Origin of the sequence: Haloarcula sp. R1-2, assembly GCF_011627385.1 — an archaeon.
GTDB lineage: Archaea > Halobacteriota > Halobacteria > Halobacteriales > Haloarculaceae > Haloarcula > Haloarcula marismortui.
The window spans coordinates 76757-93762 of the sequence record NZ_JAANTG010000003.1 but is presented as its reverse complement, the minus strand read 5'-3'; the positions used below and the strand labels follow the sequence as shown (position 1 = coordinate 93762).

Sequence of the window (17006 nt, the reverse complement as noted above, 5' to 3'; positions counted from 1 at the left end):
ATAGTGATATATTGTGGCTAGATCGCCTTAGACGGTAAGACCTGGTTTAGCTTCAACTGTATATGATCTCTGCGACAGCAAGTCCGTAAGCTGCTATACCGAACACAGGTGTCCGATACTAGTGGCCACAGGCCTGTTGAGTTCGCTGGGACCTCTTACATAACATCTGTACAGATGTTATTACCTTTCGGCTTCAGCTCTGGGCCATAGCTTTTTAAACGACACCTGGTACGATGGATTGTAAATCTTCGTTGGGGCTTTCAGCTAACTATGGTTCCGAAAACAGATCTTCAATCTTGGAGGGTGAGCGGAGTGGAACCTCACCCGGAAACTTCCTCGAAATATGATGCTGTGATTGCGCTGTGCACCGTCTTGACTGGAATAACACGACAGCCGCTATTGGCACATAACTGAGCTTCAAGACAATACATCAGCGACAGAATTAGAAAAGCCGAACGACTCAGTTACAGTTCGACGACATCGCTGCTCTCCGCAGCCTCGTGAATTGCTCGGATGATCCGCATATCTTGGAGGCCATGGCGACCGTCCGGGACAATCTCAGCATCAGTCAAAACGCGGTCAGCGAAGTAATCGAACTCCTCTCGCATTTCATCCTCCGCGTCGAAATTCTCGTGTTCGACAGTTACTGTGGTCTCGTTCCGAGACAGATGGAGTTTCGCTTTCCCGTGGAACGCTGGACGGAGTTCGATCTGCCCGTCCGTTCCAGTTATTTTCAGTTGCGTATCACGGTGGGCGTTCTGGCTATCGGTCGTGACCATTTTGACACCGTCTTCCAGCGCAAGCAATGCCCCGGAGCGTTCATCAGGCACGTCCTCGAAGGCCTCCCCATGAGAATCCATCTGTGACTGCACCGCCAGCGGTTCTCTTTCGAGCAAGAACCGAGTCGTGTTAATCGAGTAAATCCCGAGGTCCATCACTGAGGTGCCATATCCTGACAGGTCCGGATCGAGCCGCCACTGGTCTGTGTTCGGATTCATCTCAAGCAACGGCTGGCTATTGTTGCCGTATACGGATACTGGCTCACCGATGAATCCGTCTTCGATGAGTTCCTTTGCACGCCTGACGGCGGGGTCAGTTTGCATTCGATAGGCGATCATCAGCGGCACGGCGGCGTCCTCACAGACCTCAACCATCTCCTCTGCCCGTTCGACTGTTGACTCCATTGGTTTCTCACACAGGATCGCTTTGTCTAACTCCGCGGCTGTTTTGGCGTACTCTAGGTGGAAAGCGTTCGGTGTCCCGATGTAGATGGCATCAAACGCATCGGACGCCTTCCCGTCGTGGAACTCCTCGTAACTTATCCCGTGGTCTACACCGTTTTTGTCGGCGAGACGTTTGGCTTTCTCCGAGGAACTACTGACAAACGTCGTGACTTCACCTAGATCAGAGTCTTGAATCGCGGGGAGTGCCAGGTCGATTGTCCACCAACCGAGGCCCAACAGTGCGTACCGAACCGTTCCGTCCGTTGTGGTTTGCCAGTCACGTCCGTTATAGGCATCAATCCAATCTTTCATACGAATCCATTTTAAATGCCGGCGGTAAAAACTTCGGATTCTGGGGACGCAAACAGCACGCTGGTGGGAGGAACATGGGGACTCTCGTTACAGCTTCGACCGAACGCGTGTTTCCCAACGGCGGTGCTTGATGGTGTATAAGCTCTGGTCGTTTTCCCGCCTGTTCTACTGGTGAGTGGGGCGATGTCGCCGCAGTCAGTCATTATTCGATACTGCGATAGCATTACAAACAACCTGTTGTTACTCAGGTGCTATTATGATCTTTTTGACTGTGAGAAAAATAGAGAGAAATCACAGGTCGAACGTTCTCGTTCAGCAGTTAATACAGTATTATATGAGTAGGTGTAACCTAATAAATATGAATGCACCAGAATTATCGGTATCTTGTTCGCTCTGTGAAGGCATCACCTAAATATAGCTCAGAATATATGTTAGTCTGACATATAAATTAATACGTGGACTATTACGTGGGTGTCGGATTCTGTGAGTTGTGCCTCCATTCAAACTCTGATACATTGCTAGTGATCTATCTCGGCCGGTCTGAATTGATAGTTGGGTTGAGGAGGTCGATTCCGATTATTTCGTGCCGGATAAATCTCAGCTACAGCTGCCTATCTCATATAAATATAAACTCTATATTCGACCGTGGTGTAGCCGTAGCGAGCGCATATTCATGTTTCGAGGAAGTGGAACATTATGACATTGGTACATCTTACAGGGAGTTACAGCGCATGAACAATAATGAAAACCAGACATTGATATCAGGAGGAACTGTTGTTACGCCTACTACTGAAATAGAGAAGGGGACAGTAGCATTCTCTAACGGGAAAATCGTCTCAGTGGAAGCAGAATCTCATGACAACCCTGATATTGATGCGACGGGTAAATACGTTCTTCCTGGATTGGTAGATCTCCACGGTGATGACATCGAACGGCACCTTTTTCCAAGAGCGGAAGAGCGTGTCGACACAACTATCGCTCTGGATCGATGCGACATAGCCAATGCCAGTGCGGGAGTTACGACAAAATATCACGCTATCTCATTCGAGGACGTTCCAGATGATAACCGGAGTATCGAATTAGCCCGTCGCCTCGCCGAGCAGATACGAAATTTCAACTACGAAACTGGCGCCCGAGTCGACAACAGACTCCATATGCGGTGTGAGCTCACCAATGAAGCGTCAGTTGACGCTGTCTCGGAAGAAATCAAATCGGGGGGCGACCTCGTATCTCTTGTCACACACGTTCCTGGAACAGGTCAATTCACCGGCGAAAACACACTTGCACAGCGCTATGACCGCTCTGACGGGGAATTAGAAACAGGGCTTCAATCCCTCAAAACACGTCGCAGTGGTGTCCCCGAAGCAGAGTTGCTCGCGCGCGCACGAGAGGTCACAGAATTAGCGAGCAATAGAAATATGACGGTCGCCTCACACGACGATGAAACTGTTGCAAGTGTAGATAACGCTGCTGCCATCGGGGTAGACATCAGTGAGTATCCGCTTTCCCACCGTGTTGCGCAGCGTGCAACCGAGCTAAACTTGACCGTTGCAATGGGTGCGCCGAATGTGGTGCGTGGTGGGAGCCTGTGGGACGGGCCCGATGCGTCTCAGGCAATCAAAGACGGCGTTGTTGACATCCTTTGTAGCGACTTTCGTCCGCAATCACTGCTTAGCTCTGTGTTCATTGAAAACGATGAGCCGCTCAAAGACCGGGTGTTACGTGTTTCTACTGCGCCAGCTGCTGCTGCCGGCCTGTACGACAGGGGGCGGTTGGAGTGCGGGGCAAGGGCCGACATTATCATCGTTGATCCAGATCCGTCTCCATCTATAGCACGAACATATGTTGCCGGCGACCAAGTGTATTGCTCGGCATAGCCTACTCAGTACGTTTACTGCGTGAAAATTGGATGCGGAACCAAACCGTTCTTATCCGGCTACTCGCTGTCCGGTGCTTCCCGCTCAACTGACCAGTGATAGACGGAACACGCGCCTGCAACACCTACGACCAGGGAGAACAGTCCGAAAACCATGGTCCCGGAAAGTGAGAAGGCGACAGAAGCAGCGAGGACCATTGCGCCCAGCACCGAGACAGCTGCATAATACTGATACCACTGTCGATTCTCCGCCTCCTCCTCAGAGCGGTTGAGGTACTTTTCGAAGTCGTCGGCCTTCTCGGTAAGGGTGATATGCCCACGGTCTTGGTTGAAATCGACGACACCGATATCGTCCATCTTCGGTAGATGGCACTGGTACAGTCCGACGTACACCCGCTTGCGCTCACTTGATGTCAACGCATCAGTCGTGGTTTCGTTTTCGATGGCCGCGACGTGTTCCGCAAGTTCTCCGAGAGAGACCTGTTCGTCCCGTTCTCGAAGAAAATGGAGGACCTCTCTACGGCGGCTGTTTTTCAGTATTTCAAAAATAACGTCCAGAGATGCACCGTGGCCGTCCTGCTCCTGCGGCGCTGCTTGGTCGGCACTGCTTTCGTTCCCTTTTGGCGCTGGGACGGATTCATCGCTCAGTTCATTATTCGGTTCTGCCTTCGTTTGTGCGGTGTCTTTGACTCCCATATTTACCCACTTCCTGTGTGCTGCGACATCGTCCACCCGTCTGGAATCGCGCTCACACAGCCCCCCGGCTGTATCGACGGAGCGTTACGCTGTCAGCCAGCATTTCAAATTAACATCACCTTGCCACTTAATACTTTGTTATGTAATATATTAGATAGTTTTTCTTTGATTACCGCCGAGGATAGTAAGTAGTTGATTCGGTATTCTGGGAGTAACAGTGCTCTTCGAATCAATATCCGGTGATCCACGGTACGGGGGTGTTTTGGCGTGCGTTGGAACACGATAAATACATAGAATGACCGTTTCATTTGCTGAGGCGCAGATATATTGTACTTATACGTAATTGCACTCTCTATGATTGTACAAGATAAATCATCGCGTATACTGTCTGTTTCCGTTGGCTGTACAAGTAACGTAATCCTATGAACCCAATTGAAGGGCTACCTGCACCGGTACAATGACGTTGCACGTACGAAACCACTGATGGAACTTTCCTTGGGATGGTCGTCAGGAATTGGAACCGTACGAGCTCTGCAGTATCGGTTGTTGACTGGTGGCCGAACAAGTAGGTGGAACGCGCGATCTGTGAATCAGATGGAAGAGCGATATTACTCACCATATACTCAGTATGTGGGGTAATCAACCGGAATGGTGTATGGTTACGAAGCGAGAGCAAGCGACACGAGCGAAACAATTAACCACAGGCACATGGAATATCATTGTACACGAGTTTGTGTCCAAGAAAAGTAGTTGGTACACTCGTGCATACGAATAGATACGATGGCAGACTTTGATCAGTGGGACGAAGTGAGCTACGTAATCAGTTCACGGTATCGAGTCGAGACTCTCCGCCGGTTGTCAGAAGGCCCTGCGACACCGTCGTTAATCGCGGACGATAGAGAAATGAGTATTGCTCACGTTTCACGCGCCTTGCAAGAGCTTCGTGAGTCGGAACTGGTCGATCTACTAGTTTCGGAAGATCGGAAAAAAGGCCGTGTGTACGACATTACTGAGAAGGGTGTCGATATTTGGGAAACAATCGAACGGAAGAATATGGCATAACTGCCGCGTCTCGGCCTCGAACTGACATGATCGTACAGGCGCGTCGACTTAGAATTATCTCCGCCTTTCTTCGGTTTGAATTGAACTATGTCTAGACCTGGATATCTCGCGTATACGCGACTCCGTAACAGCAACTCCGGTACTAGGTCATAATTTGGTGCGCTTTCCACAGGCCCAATTACGGTTAATTGAGACGCCAACAAACGGTATCGACTTACTACGACTGTGGCTGTCAGTTCATCGTTTGACGGACGCGTCTGGTGGTAAACGAATGCTACCCATTCCGAGACATCGTCTAAGGAAACCCGGTTTCGGATATTGAATGCAAAGAGTGTCTACTGACTAGTATAGCGGTCGTAACAATAATGATTTGTAACCTACCTGCGTACGCATGTTGTCAATAGGCTCCGGAAAATTACTGATTGGATGCGTCGCTGGACTCTTAGTCCTTGGCGGCGCTACGCTAGGGCTTGGAATCGGTGGCTTCGCTGATGTGCCGGCAGATTCTGAGACCACTGTGGGCGAGGACGAACTGGAGATACGCGCTGTGCAGACGCCAACTGAAATTCGGCCGGACGAGCCGTTACGTGTGCAACTTCGACTTACAAACGCAGGGTCGGAGACGACAACGAAACAAGTAGCGCTACAATTGAGTGGGGATGGAGACCAACAGTCTCTCGAAACGGTAGCGACAAAACAAGTCGAGGTTTCGGCAGCTGAACCGACGAACGTGACCCTGACTGTCGAGCCTGAGAAACTCAGTTCTGGAGAGTACACGTACGCCGTTGCTGTCGGTGAGTCTTCCTCCCCGGAGACAACTGGGAGTGTGGCTGTCCTCACTCCGCCTACGTTTGTACTCGACGATACCACTGAAAACGCTACTATCGTCCGTGGAACGAACGTCTCGATCCGAGCAAACCTGACCAATGCCGGTGCATATCGCGGCGTCCAGACCGTTCGAATCGCTGTCGATGAGGACCAGAACGGCCAATACACCGATGCTGAAAGGCTGGACGAGAGCGTATACTCGCTTGCGGGCGGCCAGAGTCAAGTGAGCACTGCCACGGCCCACACCACTGATATGGAACCCGGTCGATACCAATACAAGATCGCCACGGAAAACACAACAGCGACTGGCACCCTCTCTGTCCAGCAACCGGCGACGTTCCGAGTGCAGAACACGACAGCACCGGTCAACGTAACGAAAGGCGAAACTGCCAATGTCTCTGTAGTCGTCAAGAACGTTGGTGATGTGGACGGTACCGACAATGTCACAATCCGCAGTGATTCCCTGAACACCACCTATTCGCGCTCTGTTTCACTTGCTGCCAACGAAACGACAACGGTGTCTATTGGAGTGAATACGACAAATTTGAGCAGCGGGACACACAACCATTCCCTTGGAACTAGTACTGACACAGACCCTGTCTCGATGACGGTTCAGGACAGTCATTTCGAGGTATCGGATCTGGATGGACCAAATGTTCTGTACGTCGGTGATGTGGCTGTGTTCTCCGCAGACGTAACGAACACCGGTAACATCACTGGAACCCAATCGATCCAGCATCGCATCGACAGCGATGACGACGATCGACCGGAGGCCTACGGCGTCGACAGAAACGTCACGCTTGCACCCGGCGAGTCGACTCGCGTTCGGTTCGAGATTGACTACACAGTAACTGACTCGACAGAGTACCCCGTAGAACCACTGAGACTGCAGACGTACGTCCATGGAATCTATTCAGAAGACGCGCGTGCGTCAACAGCGATGTCGGTCAAGCCGTCATGGGCAAAAGACGGAGGGTCAAGCAGTTCTAGCGGGAGTACCAGCGTCTCTGAGGGTGATCGCGCTTCGCTTGACGAAATAACTCAAGATAAGTACGGACGCTACTATGATGAGGTGAGCGGTGAAACGAAGCGCCAGGTCGAAGAGATTCACGAACGCCAACCGTTCGCAGACGGCCTTGCGGCCGCAGAGGTACGAACGCGTGAGGAAATCGCCCGGCAAGAGTATGATGCCGATGTGACAGCTGGCGAGAAGTTTAATTTCACTGGATTAGATATTGAAACTCAACAGAAGGTTGAATCAGACTTTGATGCACAGTTTGAGACTGATTCCGGTGACCGAATTGAGTCATGGGACGAACTGGCCAACGACACATACGGAACGTCGTATGAAAATCTAACTACTAGTCGCCAGGCAGACATCAGGACGACGTATCAGGATCAATTCGAATAACCACTCTTTCTGTCAGGAGTAATCGCCGTACATGGGCCCTTTTCGAAATCGTTCTAACGAGATATTTATGGATCTAACAGTTCACTGTATATGACCGCTAACCCTGGAAAGTAAGGAATAACAATAGATTGATTTGTCCAACATGGTGACAGAGAGGGGCCCTACTGGTGGCCGGTGAGTGGCCCCACAACCTACCATGACTATCACTAAACCAGAGGTTGCTATTGGCGCGTGGGTCTGGCATGAAAGCCGACCCGGGATGAGTAGCTCCCTTTTCGGTAACTCTGTGCGTACCGTAGCGGACTCACTCCACTCACCAACAGGGGGGACATAGAGTGTATAAAGGCTCTACCGTCGGTGTCGTCGTTCCGGCACACAACGAAGAGGGGTTCATCGGTGAGGTCATCGACTCACTTCCGGAGTACGTCGATCAGGTGTTCGTTATCGACGACTGCTCGACAGATGGCACATGGACCGAAATCAAGGAATACGTGGATACTGAGGTGAAACCCGCAAGTGTGACCGGGGACTCCGCACAACAAATAGTTGTCGCCGACGGGGCCGGGACAACGGTATCTGAAAGCCAGACGTTTCTCGATAAGCGGATCGTCCCAGTCCGTCATCAGACTAACGGCGGTCGCGGGGCTGCCGTACAAACCGGATACGAGCTAGCGCTTATGAGCGGCATGGATACGGTTGCAGTCCTTGATGGCGACGGCCAGATGGACCCGAACATCCTCGATGAGATACTCGACCCAGTCGTTGAGGGGGATGCGGATTACGCGAAAGGCAACCGCCTCATATCGCGACGCCACTGTACTCAGATGTCCAACTGGCGGCTGTTCGGGAATGCGCTCCTCACGATGCTGACCAAGATTGCGAGCGGACACTGGCAAATGCGCGACCCACAGAACGGATACACCGCGATTTCCGCGACGGCGCTTGACCAGCTCTCGCTGAACGATCTGTTTGACGACTACGGATTTCTGAACGATATGCTAATTCACTTAGATGCGAATGGGATGACTGTTCAGGACGTACCGATGGAAGCACTCTACGGCGACGAGTCGAGCGGCATCAGATACGGCTCGTTCATCCCGAAGCTCTCTATGCTGCTCCTGCGACGGTTCTTCTGGCGAATCGGTAAGAAGTTCTTCAGACTGTGACCAGTTCTCCAGATGATACGTCGTCCGATTATGTAGTTCCTACTTATATCGGACCAGTGGAGACAGTATCGCATGGTTGGATGGTCCTCATCTCTGTTGCGAGTGGCCGATTTGGTGGCCGTCATTCTGCTTACCATGCTGGCGATCGCGGCAACTTTCGTGTCGGAGTCACTGCTGCGAACCGTGGTGACGATACCGTTTCTGTTCTTCGCCCCTGGATACTCGGTGGTGGTGGCCATGTTCCCACACCGGCGCTCGTCACTCGACGGCGAGCGGTTGTTCGGCTCCGAGGCGCTTCTGTTGGGTATAGCTACCAGCATTGGCCTGGCGATTATCGTCGGGGTGAATCTCGAGTACACGGTTTGGGATATCGCCGCAGTCCCAGTGATGGTTGCCCTGTCGTCAATAGCGCTTCTATCGGCCACTGTCGCGATGTATCGCCGACTGTCGCCTCTCAACGAGACCTCACCTACTACGTTTGGTGGCTCATCGGACCGAGCCAAGACCCCGAATATAGGCGACTCGATACAGCTCAGCTCGGTCATCGTTGCCGTCTCTGTCCTCGTCGTAGTACTCAGCGTCGGCGTTGTCGCACTGGACCCGCCCCGCGGTGAGCGGTATACGGAGTTTGGTCTCCTTACCGAGGCGGAGAACGGAACCCTCGTCGCTGACAACTATCCGTCCGAGATATCGGCTGGCGACCAGGAAACACTGTATTTCACGGTCACGAACCGTGAGATGCAAACCAAACAGTACACCGTTGTGATTACGCTCGTCGCGACGAACGAGGACGGAGACGCAATCCAGCGTGCGCGATTGGATTCTTTCAGAAACGAAGTCGCTGCCGAAGAGACGTGGCGGCAAGAACACACGGTTGAACCCCTGCTGAGCGGTGAGCGGTTACGGCTTACGTATCTGCTTTACGACGGGACTATCCCCGAACAGCCCACGGCCCAGAACAGCTACCGGGAACTCCACGTCTGGCTTGACGTGTCGTAGCGAAGGCTCTAGCGAGGCGCAATCCCGCTTGAGTCAGGCAGTTCTGTGAGCAGGGGCTGCGGTAGGCAAGTGTGCTTGAATGAACGCCTCGTAATCTCGAAGCACGGCCTCCGGGGCGAAATCGCGCGCCCGCCCGATTAATCTCTCTTTCTGCGGTGGGTCGGCCAGAGTGGTATGTATCCCGCCTGCGAGGGCGCTTTCGTCCCCGACCGGCACTAGCGGTCCGACCTCTCCACCTTCTAAAATTTCGTAGGGACCGCTAGGGCAGTCCGTCGAGACGACCGGGCAGCCACACGCTAGCGCTTCGATGATAACTGTCGGGAGCCCTTCGTGTACTGACGACATGGCTAGCACGGATGCACCGGCCATGTAGCCGTAGGGGTTGTCGACGTAGCCCGGAAACGAGACTCTATCACTGATGCCGAGGTCCCGTACCAACTGCCTGAGTTCGCCACGCTCGGACCCCCGACCGACGATGATTGCTCGCGTTTGCGGGCGCGCTTCGTGAACCCGTTTGAACGCTTTGAGGAATGAGCCGAAGTTTTTCTGTGGTTCGAGGCGGCCGACGCCGAGCACGACCTCGTACTCTGGAACGCCGACCCATTCGTGATCTACCGGCTCTCGGGACCGCATGCGGACCTCTTCGACGGGAATCGGGTTGTGCAGTACGGTTACGTCCTCCGGACTGACTCCTACGTGCTCGACGATGCTCTCGGCGGCACCATCGGAAACGGCAACGAACTGATCCGCCCGGTCGGAAAGCCGGCCCGCGAGCCACTCAACGAACTTCTCTTTCGGCGATTCCTGCACTCCGAGGGTATTGTGGACCGTCGGAACCGCGACCGCATCGGAGCCGACCAATCCGTGTGCGAAGAGACAGACATCGTTGGCGTACGTCATCTGCGAGAAGATCATGCTCGGTGATTCGGTCCTGAGATACCTGCGGAGTGCCGGGACAGCGGCACCGATACCGATTCCCGGGATAGACGGGGTCTCCAGATCGATGAGGCGAACGTCGCTTCGCACTTCTTTCTTGAACTCGCCTTCACAAAACGAGACGAGGAGGTCGACGTTGTACTCCTGCTCGGCCAACCCGTTCGCGATTGTCACTGTCACTCGTTCAGCCCCCCCGACTGTTAGGGACGGAACGTAGAACGCCAGCGGTCTCTGCCCTGTCATATCGACATTGTCTCGGTCAGTAGGCTTTTTTTATTATCTTCCTACCCGAGGCGTATCACGTATTTTTGCCGTATCGCACGTCGCGGGACGGTCCGCAAACTGGCTCGGAGACTACGGCAGAATTTGGCGACAAACTCGCCAACGCACAAATTCCGCTCCGGAGCAGATATCTGGTTAGGACTGTGATACCCTAGAAAGCACAGGCTTAACAATAAGTATCGGACAGCAAGCGTCCTGCACAGAATGCGCATCCTACGTGTCGCCCAAGATATCTTTCCAGACAAAGTTGGGGGAGCACCTTATCACATACACGCTCTAAGCCGCGACCAAGCCGAGATGGGACACGATGTGACGGTCCTGACCGTCTCGAACGACCAATCCAAGCCACAGACAGAACAGAGAGCCGGGTACACCCTTGTCCGTCTGTCGCCGCGCATCGAACTGTTCGGTAACGCGCTGTTCGCCGGGACGGTGAAGTACCTCCGCAACGCTCGGGAGTACGACGTGGTACACGCTCACTCACACCTGTTCTTTTCGAGCAACCTCACGGCGGCTTACAGTCGGGTAACCGACATCCCGCTTGCCGTTACGTGTCATGGACTTATGTCTCAACGAGTCCCCGAATGGTTTTCTCGGTTCCATCTCAACACTGTCGGACGGTTCACATACAACGCGGCGGACGTGCTCTTCTCTTACACTGCGCCCGAACGCGAGCGACTTCGGGACCTCGGTGTCTCCTCCGATATCCGCGTCATCCACAACGGGATAGACGTCGACCGATTCACGCCAGTCGGCGCAACGTACGACCGGATAACCGATGCCACTGGTCCGGCAGTCGTTTTTGTCGGTCGTCTGGTCGAAGGGAAACGGCCCCGGGACGTTCTGAAAGCCTTTCAGACGGTACAAAATAATATACCTGAGGCCAAACTGTTTTTTTGCGGTGACGGGCCGCTCCGGGACAAGCTAGAACAGATTGTCGAGCGAGAAAACATGCGCGAGTCGATACGTTTCCTTGAACGGGTTCCGTATCAGGAGATGCCGGCGGTATATCGTGCCGCGGACCTGTTCGTGCTCGCTAGTAGAACAGAAGGGTTCCCACGAAGCGTCATGGAATCGATGGCGTGTGCCACACCCATTCTCAGCACCCGACTGGAACAGACAGAACAGGTAATCGAGCAGGCTGGCCGGACGGTGCCGGTCGGGGACACGACGGCACTAGCTGATGCCATGTCTTCGATGCTCGACGATAGAGCCGCGTTACGCAAGCTCGGCCAAGCAGGCAGGGAGATCGTTATGCGAGAATACGACTGGTCCGAAACGGTAGAACAGACGACACAGACCCTCGGTACTATTTCTACGTCTACGCCCTCCCAGCAACAGGTCGACAGTGGCCAGGCCGAAGAGCAAGTGATACCCGCCGGCTCGAACACGGAGCATGAGCAATGAGCCGCTCAGACACGGCACACGAAGCTCCCACGACGGGTACCGAAAGCTACGATGGAACCTCCCGCCAATCTCCGGACGAGACCTTACGCGTCTGCTTTCTCATCAACAAACTCGCACCTGATGGCGCACCGACTATCGTCCTGAACCTCGTCGAGCAAACGCGAGACCAACAGTTCGATTTCACGGTCTGTTTCTTCGGCGGTGACGACACGCTCCAGAAAGATTTTGAGGACGCAGGCGCGCGCGTTGTCGACTTCGGAGCGGTCGGGGAGTTCCCGCAGTTCGACCCACGCTCGCTCCCGCGCATGCTCCGTTTCTTCCACCGGGCATCGTTCGACATCCTCCACTGCCACTTGCCGTACTCACAATCGCTCGGACGACTCGTTGGCTCCGTAGCCGACATCGACCAAATCGTGAGCACACAGCACAACGTCCCGGCGAACTATCATCCCATAGAGCGGGTAGCGGAACGTATCACCCGACCGCTCGATTCTCGGACCATTGCCGTCTCAGAGGGCGTTCAGACGGCTTTCACCGGTGAGAGCGAGGTCTTTCACCACGATGCTGGTAGGCAGTGGACCACGATTCCCAACGGGATTGACGCGGACGCCTTCGCTGGCTCCGTGGACGCGGCTGACGGAAGTGTCGTCCGCCAGGAGTGGAACCTTTCGGGCTCTGACCCGCTCTATCTCAACGTGGCCCGATACGAACCCCAGAAGCGACAGGAGACGCTCATCGAGGCGATGGAAGAAGTTGTCGACAGCGTGCCGTCGGCACATCTTCTCATCGTCGGGTGGGGCTCGCTCGAAGCATCGCTCCGAGAGAAGGTCCAGAACGCGGGCTTGTCCCAGGCTGTGACGGTCACCGGACGCGTTCCGGAGATTCACGGGTATTACGCGGCTGCTGATGCCTTCGTCTCTGCATCGGCCTTTGAGGGACTGCCGGTGACTATCCTCGAAGCCATGGCCGCCGAATGCCCAGTTGTTGCCACAGACATTGACGGCGTGAGAGAAGTCGTCCTTGACGGTGAGACCGGACGATTGGTTACACCCGAGGAGCCCACACAGATGGCAGCGGCGATGCGAGCGCTCGCGGACCACACGATCCGGGAGCGCTACGGGGAGAAGGGATACGACCGTGTTCGAAACATGTTCACCGTCGAACAGATGGTCTCTCGCTACACCCGGTTGTATCGCTCTCTCGACAGCCGACAGAGACGGGACAATAACACCGGATAATACGAAAACGATACCTGACTCCGATATGCACGATACTGTCGTCCGCGGCACTGCCAACCCTGTCCGACTCGCGTCGGCGGCCCGTTATGCCGCATTTACTTATTGTTACAAAACCGAACAAGCGGACGTGAACCGTGTCACAGGTAGTAACTTCATCTTTCTCCATCAGCGATGAGTATCGTAAATAATCTCGAACGCCGCCTCGACAACTGGGTCGGGTTTACTGATAGCCATCTGCAAACGACTCTCGCCGTCATTCTATCGGGCCTCCTCCTCGCCGAGTGTTTCCTGTTTCTTCGAATCCAACTGGCAACGGGATACGAAACCTCGATCGTCGAGTCACTCCCGTCGACGTACTGGCTCCTCTTTTATACGATATTAGCCGGTAGCATCGTACTGCTGTTTTTCGCCGGTGCTACCGGCACCACGTTCTGGCGACACGGACTGGCCCTCTTGCTGGCGAACTATCTCATATACATGTTCCTGCCAGTTGCCCGAGGGTACAAGCTATATGGACGCGGTGAGGCTGATAAACTCCGGCATCTCGGGGACGTCCAGGCCATCGTCGAAACCGGGGGACTCCCCGGCATCTGGTATCCCGGCGAACACGTTCTGATGGCGGAACTACACATGCTCGGCCTTCCGCTGACGAGCACCCAATACGGCATCAATTTCGCGTTCACTCTACTACATATCGTGGCCATCGGTGCCGTCGTCCGTCTGTTCAGTCAGAGGCGGGAAAGCATTGCAGCCGGACTAGCGGTCGGCGCGCCGCTCCTGTACACCACGTTCCACCTTTCGGCACATCCTGCCATCTTGTCCTTTATGCTACTCCCGGTTGTTCTGCTCGTACTCGAACGGTACCGCCAGACGAACGAGAAGACGTACCTCTTACTTCTCGTTACGCTGGGTCTCGCGGTCATTTACATGCACCCGATGACGACGCTGTTCATGATCGGGATGATTACGGTGACGGCGGCGTATTCAATCCTGTACCGAGGCATCTTCGATAGCTCAATCAAGACGCTCAGTCTCCGTCTGGGTGCGCTCTTCCTGCCGCTTCAGTTTATCTGGTTACAGGGCTTCCGGCAAACGGAGGTGTCTATGTACAATATGTTCGGACCGGACAAAGGGTCGAGCCCGGCGGCTCAGGAACTGGCGAAAGCCACATCGGTTTCGTTCACTCCGGTGCAGCTAGCCTGGAAATTCGTCGACCTCTACGGTAGCGTGTTCCTTTACTTCTTGACCGCGGGCCTCTTTCTCCTAATCATTCTCGTCGCCTTCCTCCGCAGAAACAACCGCTACGACTGGGGCCTCAGCGCGACCCATTTCATGGCCGGTGTAACACTGGCAGTGCTCTTCTTGCTTCGTGACCTCGTCGTCAAGGGCCACATCCGTCTGTCACGCTACGCTATCCTCTTTGCCGCAGTGGCTATCGGGATGCTCATTCTACACATCTTCGAGCGACAGCGGTCATATCTGATAGTCTTATCCGCGCTCGTAGTGCTTCTCGCGGCTGGATTAGGTGCCCAGGCAGCATACGAACCGAACCGCCATCTCACCCACGCTGAGTACGACGGGACGCAGTATGTGTCGACGAAATATAACCTTGAAGAGCCCGTGTACTCGATGGATACGTCACACAAAATGAAGGAGTTCGTGCTGTCGAGCAACCACGACCGCCTATGGCCGAGAGGCATCACTACGGAGAACAACGTTCCGGATGGGTTGGGTTACACCGGACCAGATGTGAGGGCGGCAGATACGTACGGCAGTGCGTATCTCGTGACGAAGACGTACGACCGCAAACGACACACTGCCTCCCACTACACGCCGGAACAGCAAGAGTTCCTCTTCCGATATGGCGAGTCCCATTTGAATCAGTTAGAACGGGATTCGACGGCGAACAAAGTCTACGTGAATGGCGGGTACACGGCCTGGAGAGTGTCCCCACAAGTGGATGAGGATATCGCGGAATAATCTGGCTCGGCACTCTGCTTTCGGAGCGGTATTACTCGACTATATATCCTAGGTCGGAAAGTTGGTCTCTGATGTCGTCGCTGAACTCGACCTCTTCCCCATCGAGTTTCTGACTGTCGATTTCGCTTAGCCGCCTCTGGAGGCCCGCCTTGAGTTCGTCCCTGCGGTCGGGGTACGACATTGAGACGTCTGACTGTTCGTCGGGGAGTTCGAACAGCACGTCACCTTCCGCACTCTGCTGATATTTGAAGTCGTGGGTCCGGAGCGAACTAAGCGCCGCATCGTCGAAGTACCCGGTATCGAACGACGGGTCATGTTCTTGTATCGCCGAGAGCGGGCCCTGGATGTCAGCGGCACGCTGGCTGAGTGCAGCTGTCCGTCGTTCGTTCCGGAGGTCTATGCCATCGAAATCGGTCGTATCGCCGCCAGCAATCTCGACGAGCGTTCGAACGATGTCGATATGCTGGACGAGTTCGTCCTGTTTATCGGCCACTGAATCGAGCCCGTGTACGACGGCCGGGACGTGAATCAAACCATCGTGAAGGACGAATTTGTGACCGAGCAGGCCACACTCTCCGAGGAGGTCACCGTGGTCGGCGGTCACAACGAAAACGGTGTTCTCGAGGTCGAGCGCCTTCAGATGGTCGAAGAGTTCTCCGATCAGTGAGTCAGAGTACGCTACGAGCGTGTCGTACATCACGTTCAAAGCGTTCCAGTCCGCTTCGCCGAACTCACTGACATTGGCGATTCCTCGGTGAAGGTCGGCGGTGTGTTTGAAGGCCCGCTCGCTCGCTGCTCTTGGCGATTCGACGAGGTCCGACGAGAACCGGTCCTGCCATGCCGGCGGCGGATAGTACGGGAGGTGTGCGCCGTGGTAGTGTGCGGACAGAAAAAACGGTTCCTCCCTTTCGGCTCGGGACGAGACCTGCTTCTTTACGACTTCGTTGACGAAGAAGTCGGGCCGGTGTTTCGTCTTCTCCGTACTGAGGCCGCCTGAATGGGACCGCAAGTTGCTGAGGAAACGGAGCAGTGTACGCGGGCTAACCTCTCTGAATAGGTCGGTCGGATTGATGTGTTTGAACGTTTCGAACCCACGGGAAAGGCCGGTAGATTCGCTGAAGTAATGGTTCGCCGAGACACCAACCGTCTGATACCCTACCTCCTGAAGTCGCTCGGCGACGGTGTTGACGCTCTGTGGCAGCTTGTTCGTACCGTAGCCTGTCCGGTGGTGTTCGGGAAAGGTTCCGGTGTGTATCGATGCTGCCGACGGCAGTGACCAGTTCGCGGCGGCAATGCAACTACTGAAACTGACTCCGCCCGCCTGATTGGCGATACGCTCCATGTTCGGCGTCGTCGCTCGCGCGTGGCCATCTAACGTGGTACGGTCGTATCGAATACTGTCTAGAGTAATCCAGATGATATTAGACGGAGCAGTTGACTCGCTCATTACTGCGTTAGATTCGGCGTTGGCAGTTTGTTAATGACTACGTACACCGGCTGTTCATCGAACGTCTGCGAAGTCCAGCGATTCTTCCGCCGGTGGCCTGCAGACTCTATCGGCCGATAAAACACTGTACGCGAAGTAGCTGA

Annotated in this window: 12 protein-coding genes; 8 read left to right on the top strand and 4 right to left on the bottom strand. The window is 54.5% G+C overall.

Going from position 1 to position 17006, the window contains the following annotated elements:
• Window positions 1–464: 464 nt before the first annotated feature.
• The gene (gene gfo6 / locus G9C82_RS14570; RefSeq protein ID WP_004965580.1) at window positions 465–1535 is read right to left on the bottom strand and encodes a D-xylose 1-dehydrogenase Gfo6; all 1071 of its coding nucleotides are present in this window, start codon (window positions 1533–1535) and stop codon (window positions 465–467) included.
• 731 nt (window positions 1536–2266) lie between these two features.
• On the opposite strand from gfo6, the gene G9C82_RS14565 reads away from it, so the two are divergent.
• A complete protein-coding gene (locus G9C82_RS14565) occupies window positions 2267–3412 on the top strand; it encodes an alpha-D-ribose 1-methylphosphonate 5-triphosphate diphosphatase (protein WP_127014497.1) in 1146 nt (381 codons plus the stop codon).
• Window positions 3413–3471: 59 nt separating this feature from the next.
• Here the strand turns inward: G9C82_RS14565 and G9C82_RS14560 are convergent, their stop codons facing one another.
• The gene (locus tag G9C82_RS14560; RefSeq protein WP_127014496.1) at window positions 3472–4107 is read right to left on the bottom strand and encodes a hypothetical protein; all 636 of its coding nucleotides are present in this window, start codon (window positions 4105–4107) and stop codon (window positions 3472–3474) included.
• Between the two features lie 780 nt (window positions 4108–4887).
• Here G9C82_RS14560 and G9C82_RS14555 point away from each other — a divergent pair.
• The 4 genes from G9C82_RS14555 to G9C82_RS14540 all read left to right on the top strand — a co-directional run bounded on the left by G9C82_RS14555 (window position 4888) and on the right by G9C82_RS14540 (window position 9573).
• On the top strand, window positions 4888–5169 hold the full coding sequence (locus G9C82_RS14555) for a winged helix-turn-helix domain-containing protein (RefSeq protein WP_004515801.1): 282 nt from the start codon (window positions 4888–4890) through the stop codon (window positions 5167–5169).
• 493 nt (window positions 5170–5662) lie between these two features.
• On the top strand, window positions 5663–7408 hold the full coding sequence (locus tag G9C82_RS14550; protein WP_127014495.1) for a hypothetical protein: 1746 nt from the start codon (window positions 5663–5665) through the stop codon (window positions 7406–7408).
• A 335-nt stretch (window positions 7409–7743) separates the two neighbouring features.
• Entirely contained in the window at window positions 7744–8574 is an 831-nt protein-coding gene (locus tag G9C82_RS14545; protein ID WP_007190662.1) for a glycosyltransferase family 2 protein, read from the top strand.
• Window positions 8575–8646: 72 nt separating this feature from the next.
• On the top strand, window positions 8647–9573 hold the full coding sequence (locus G9C82_RS14540; protein ID WP_127014494.1) for a DUF1616 domain-containing protein: 927 nt from the start codon (window positions 8647–8649) through the stop codon (window positions 9571–9573).
• 33 nt (window positions 9574–9606) lie between these two features.
• On the opposite strand, the gene G9C82_RS14535 is transcribed toward G9C82_RS14540, so the two are convergent.
• Window positions 9607–10752, bottom strand: coding sequence for a glycosyltransferase (locus tag G9C82_RS14535; RefSeq protein WP_127014493.1), 1146 nt, complete (start codon window positions 10750–10752; stop codon window positions 9607–9609).
• A gap of 243 nt (window positions 10753–10995) precedes the next feature.
• Between G9C82_RS14535 and G9C82_RS14530 the strand changes: the two genes are divergently transcribed.
• The 3 genes from G9C82_RS14530 to G9C82_RS14520 all read left to right on the top strand — a co-directional run bounded on the left by G9C82_RS14530 (window position 10996) and on the right by G9C82_RS14520 (window position 15416).
• On the top strand, window positions 10996–12198 hold the full coding sequence (locus tag G9C82_RS14530; RefSeq protein ID WP_011222632.1) for a glycosyltransferase family 4 protein: 1203 nt from the start codon (window positions 10996–10998) through the stop codon (window positions 12196–12198).
• A complete protein-coding gene (locus tag G9C82_RS14525; RefSeq protein ID WP_127014492.1) occupies window positions 12195–13436 on the top strand; it encodes a glycosyltransferase in 1242 nt (413 codons plus the stop codon). Before G9C82_RS14530 ends, G9C82_RS14525 begins: the two co-directional genes overlap by 4 nt.
• Before the next feature lie 171 nt (window positions 13437–13607).
• Window positions 13608–15416, top strand: coding sequence for a hypothetical protein (locus G9C82_RS14520; RefSeq protein ID WP_127014491.1), 1809 nt, complete (start codon window positions 13608–13610; stop codon window positions 15414–15416).
• Window positions 15417–15447: 31 nt separating this feature from the next.
• Here the strand turns inward: G9C82_RS14520 and G9C82_RS14515 are convergent, their stop codons facing one another.
• A complete protein-coding gene (locus G9C82_RS14515) occupies window positions 15448–16863 on the bottom strand; it encodes a sulfatase (RefSeq protein WP_127014490.1) in 1416 nt (471 codons plus the stop codon).
• Window positions 16864–17006: the final 143 nt, after the last annotated feature.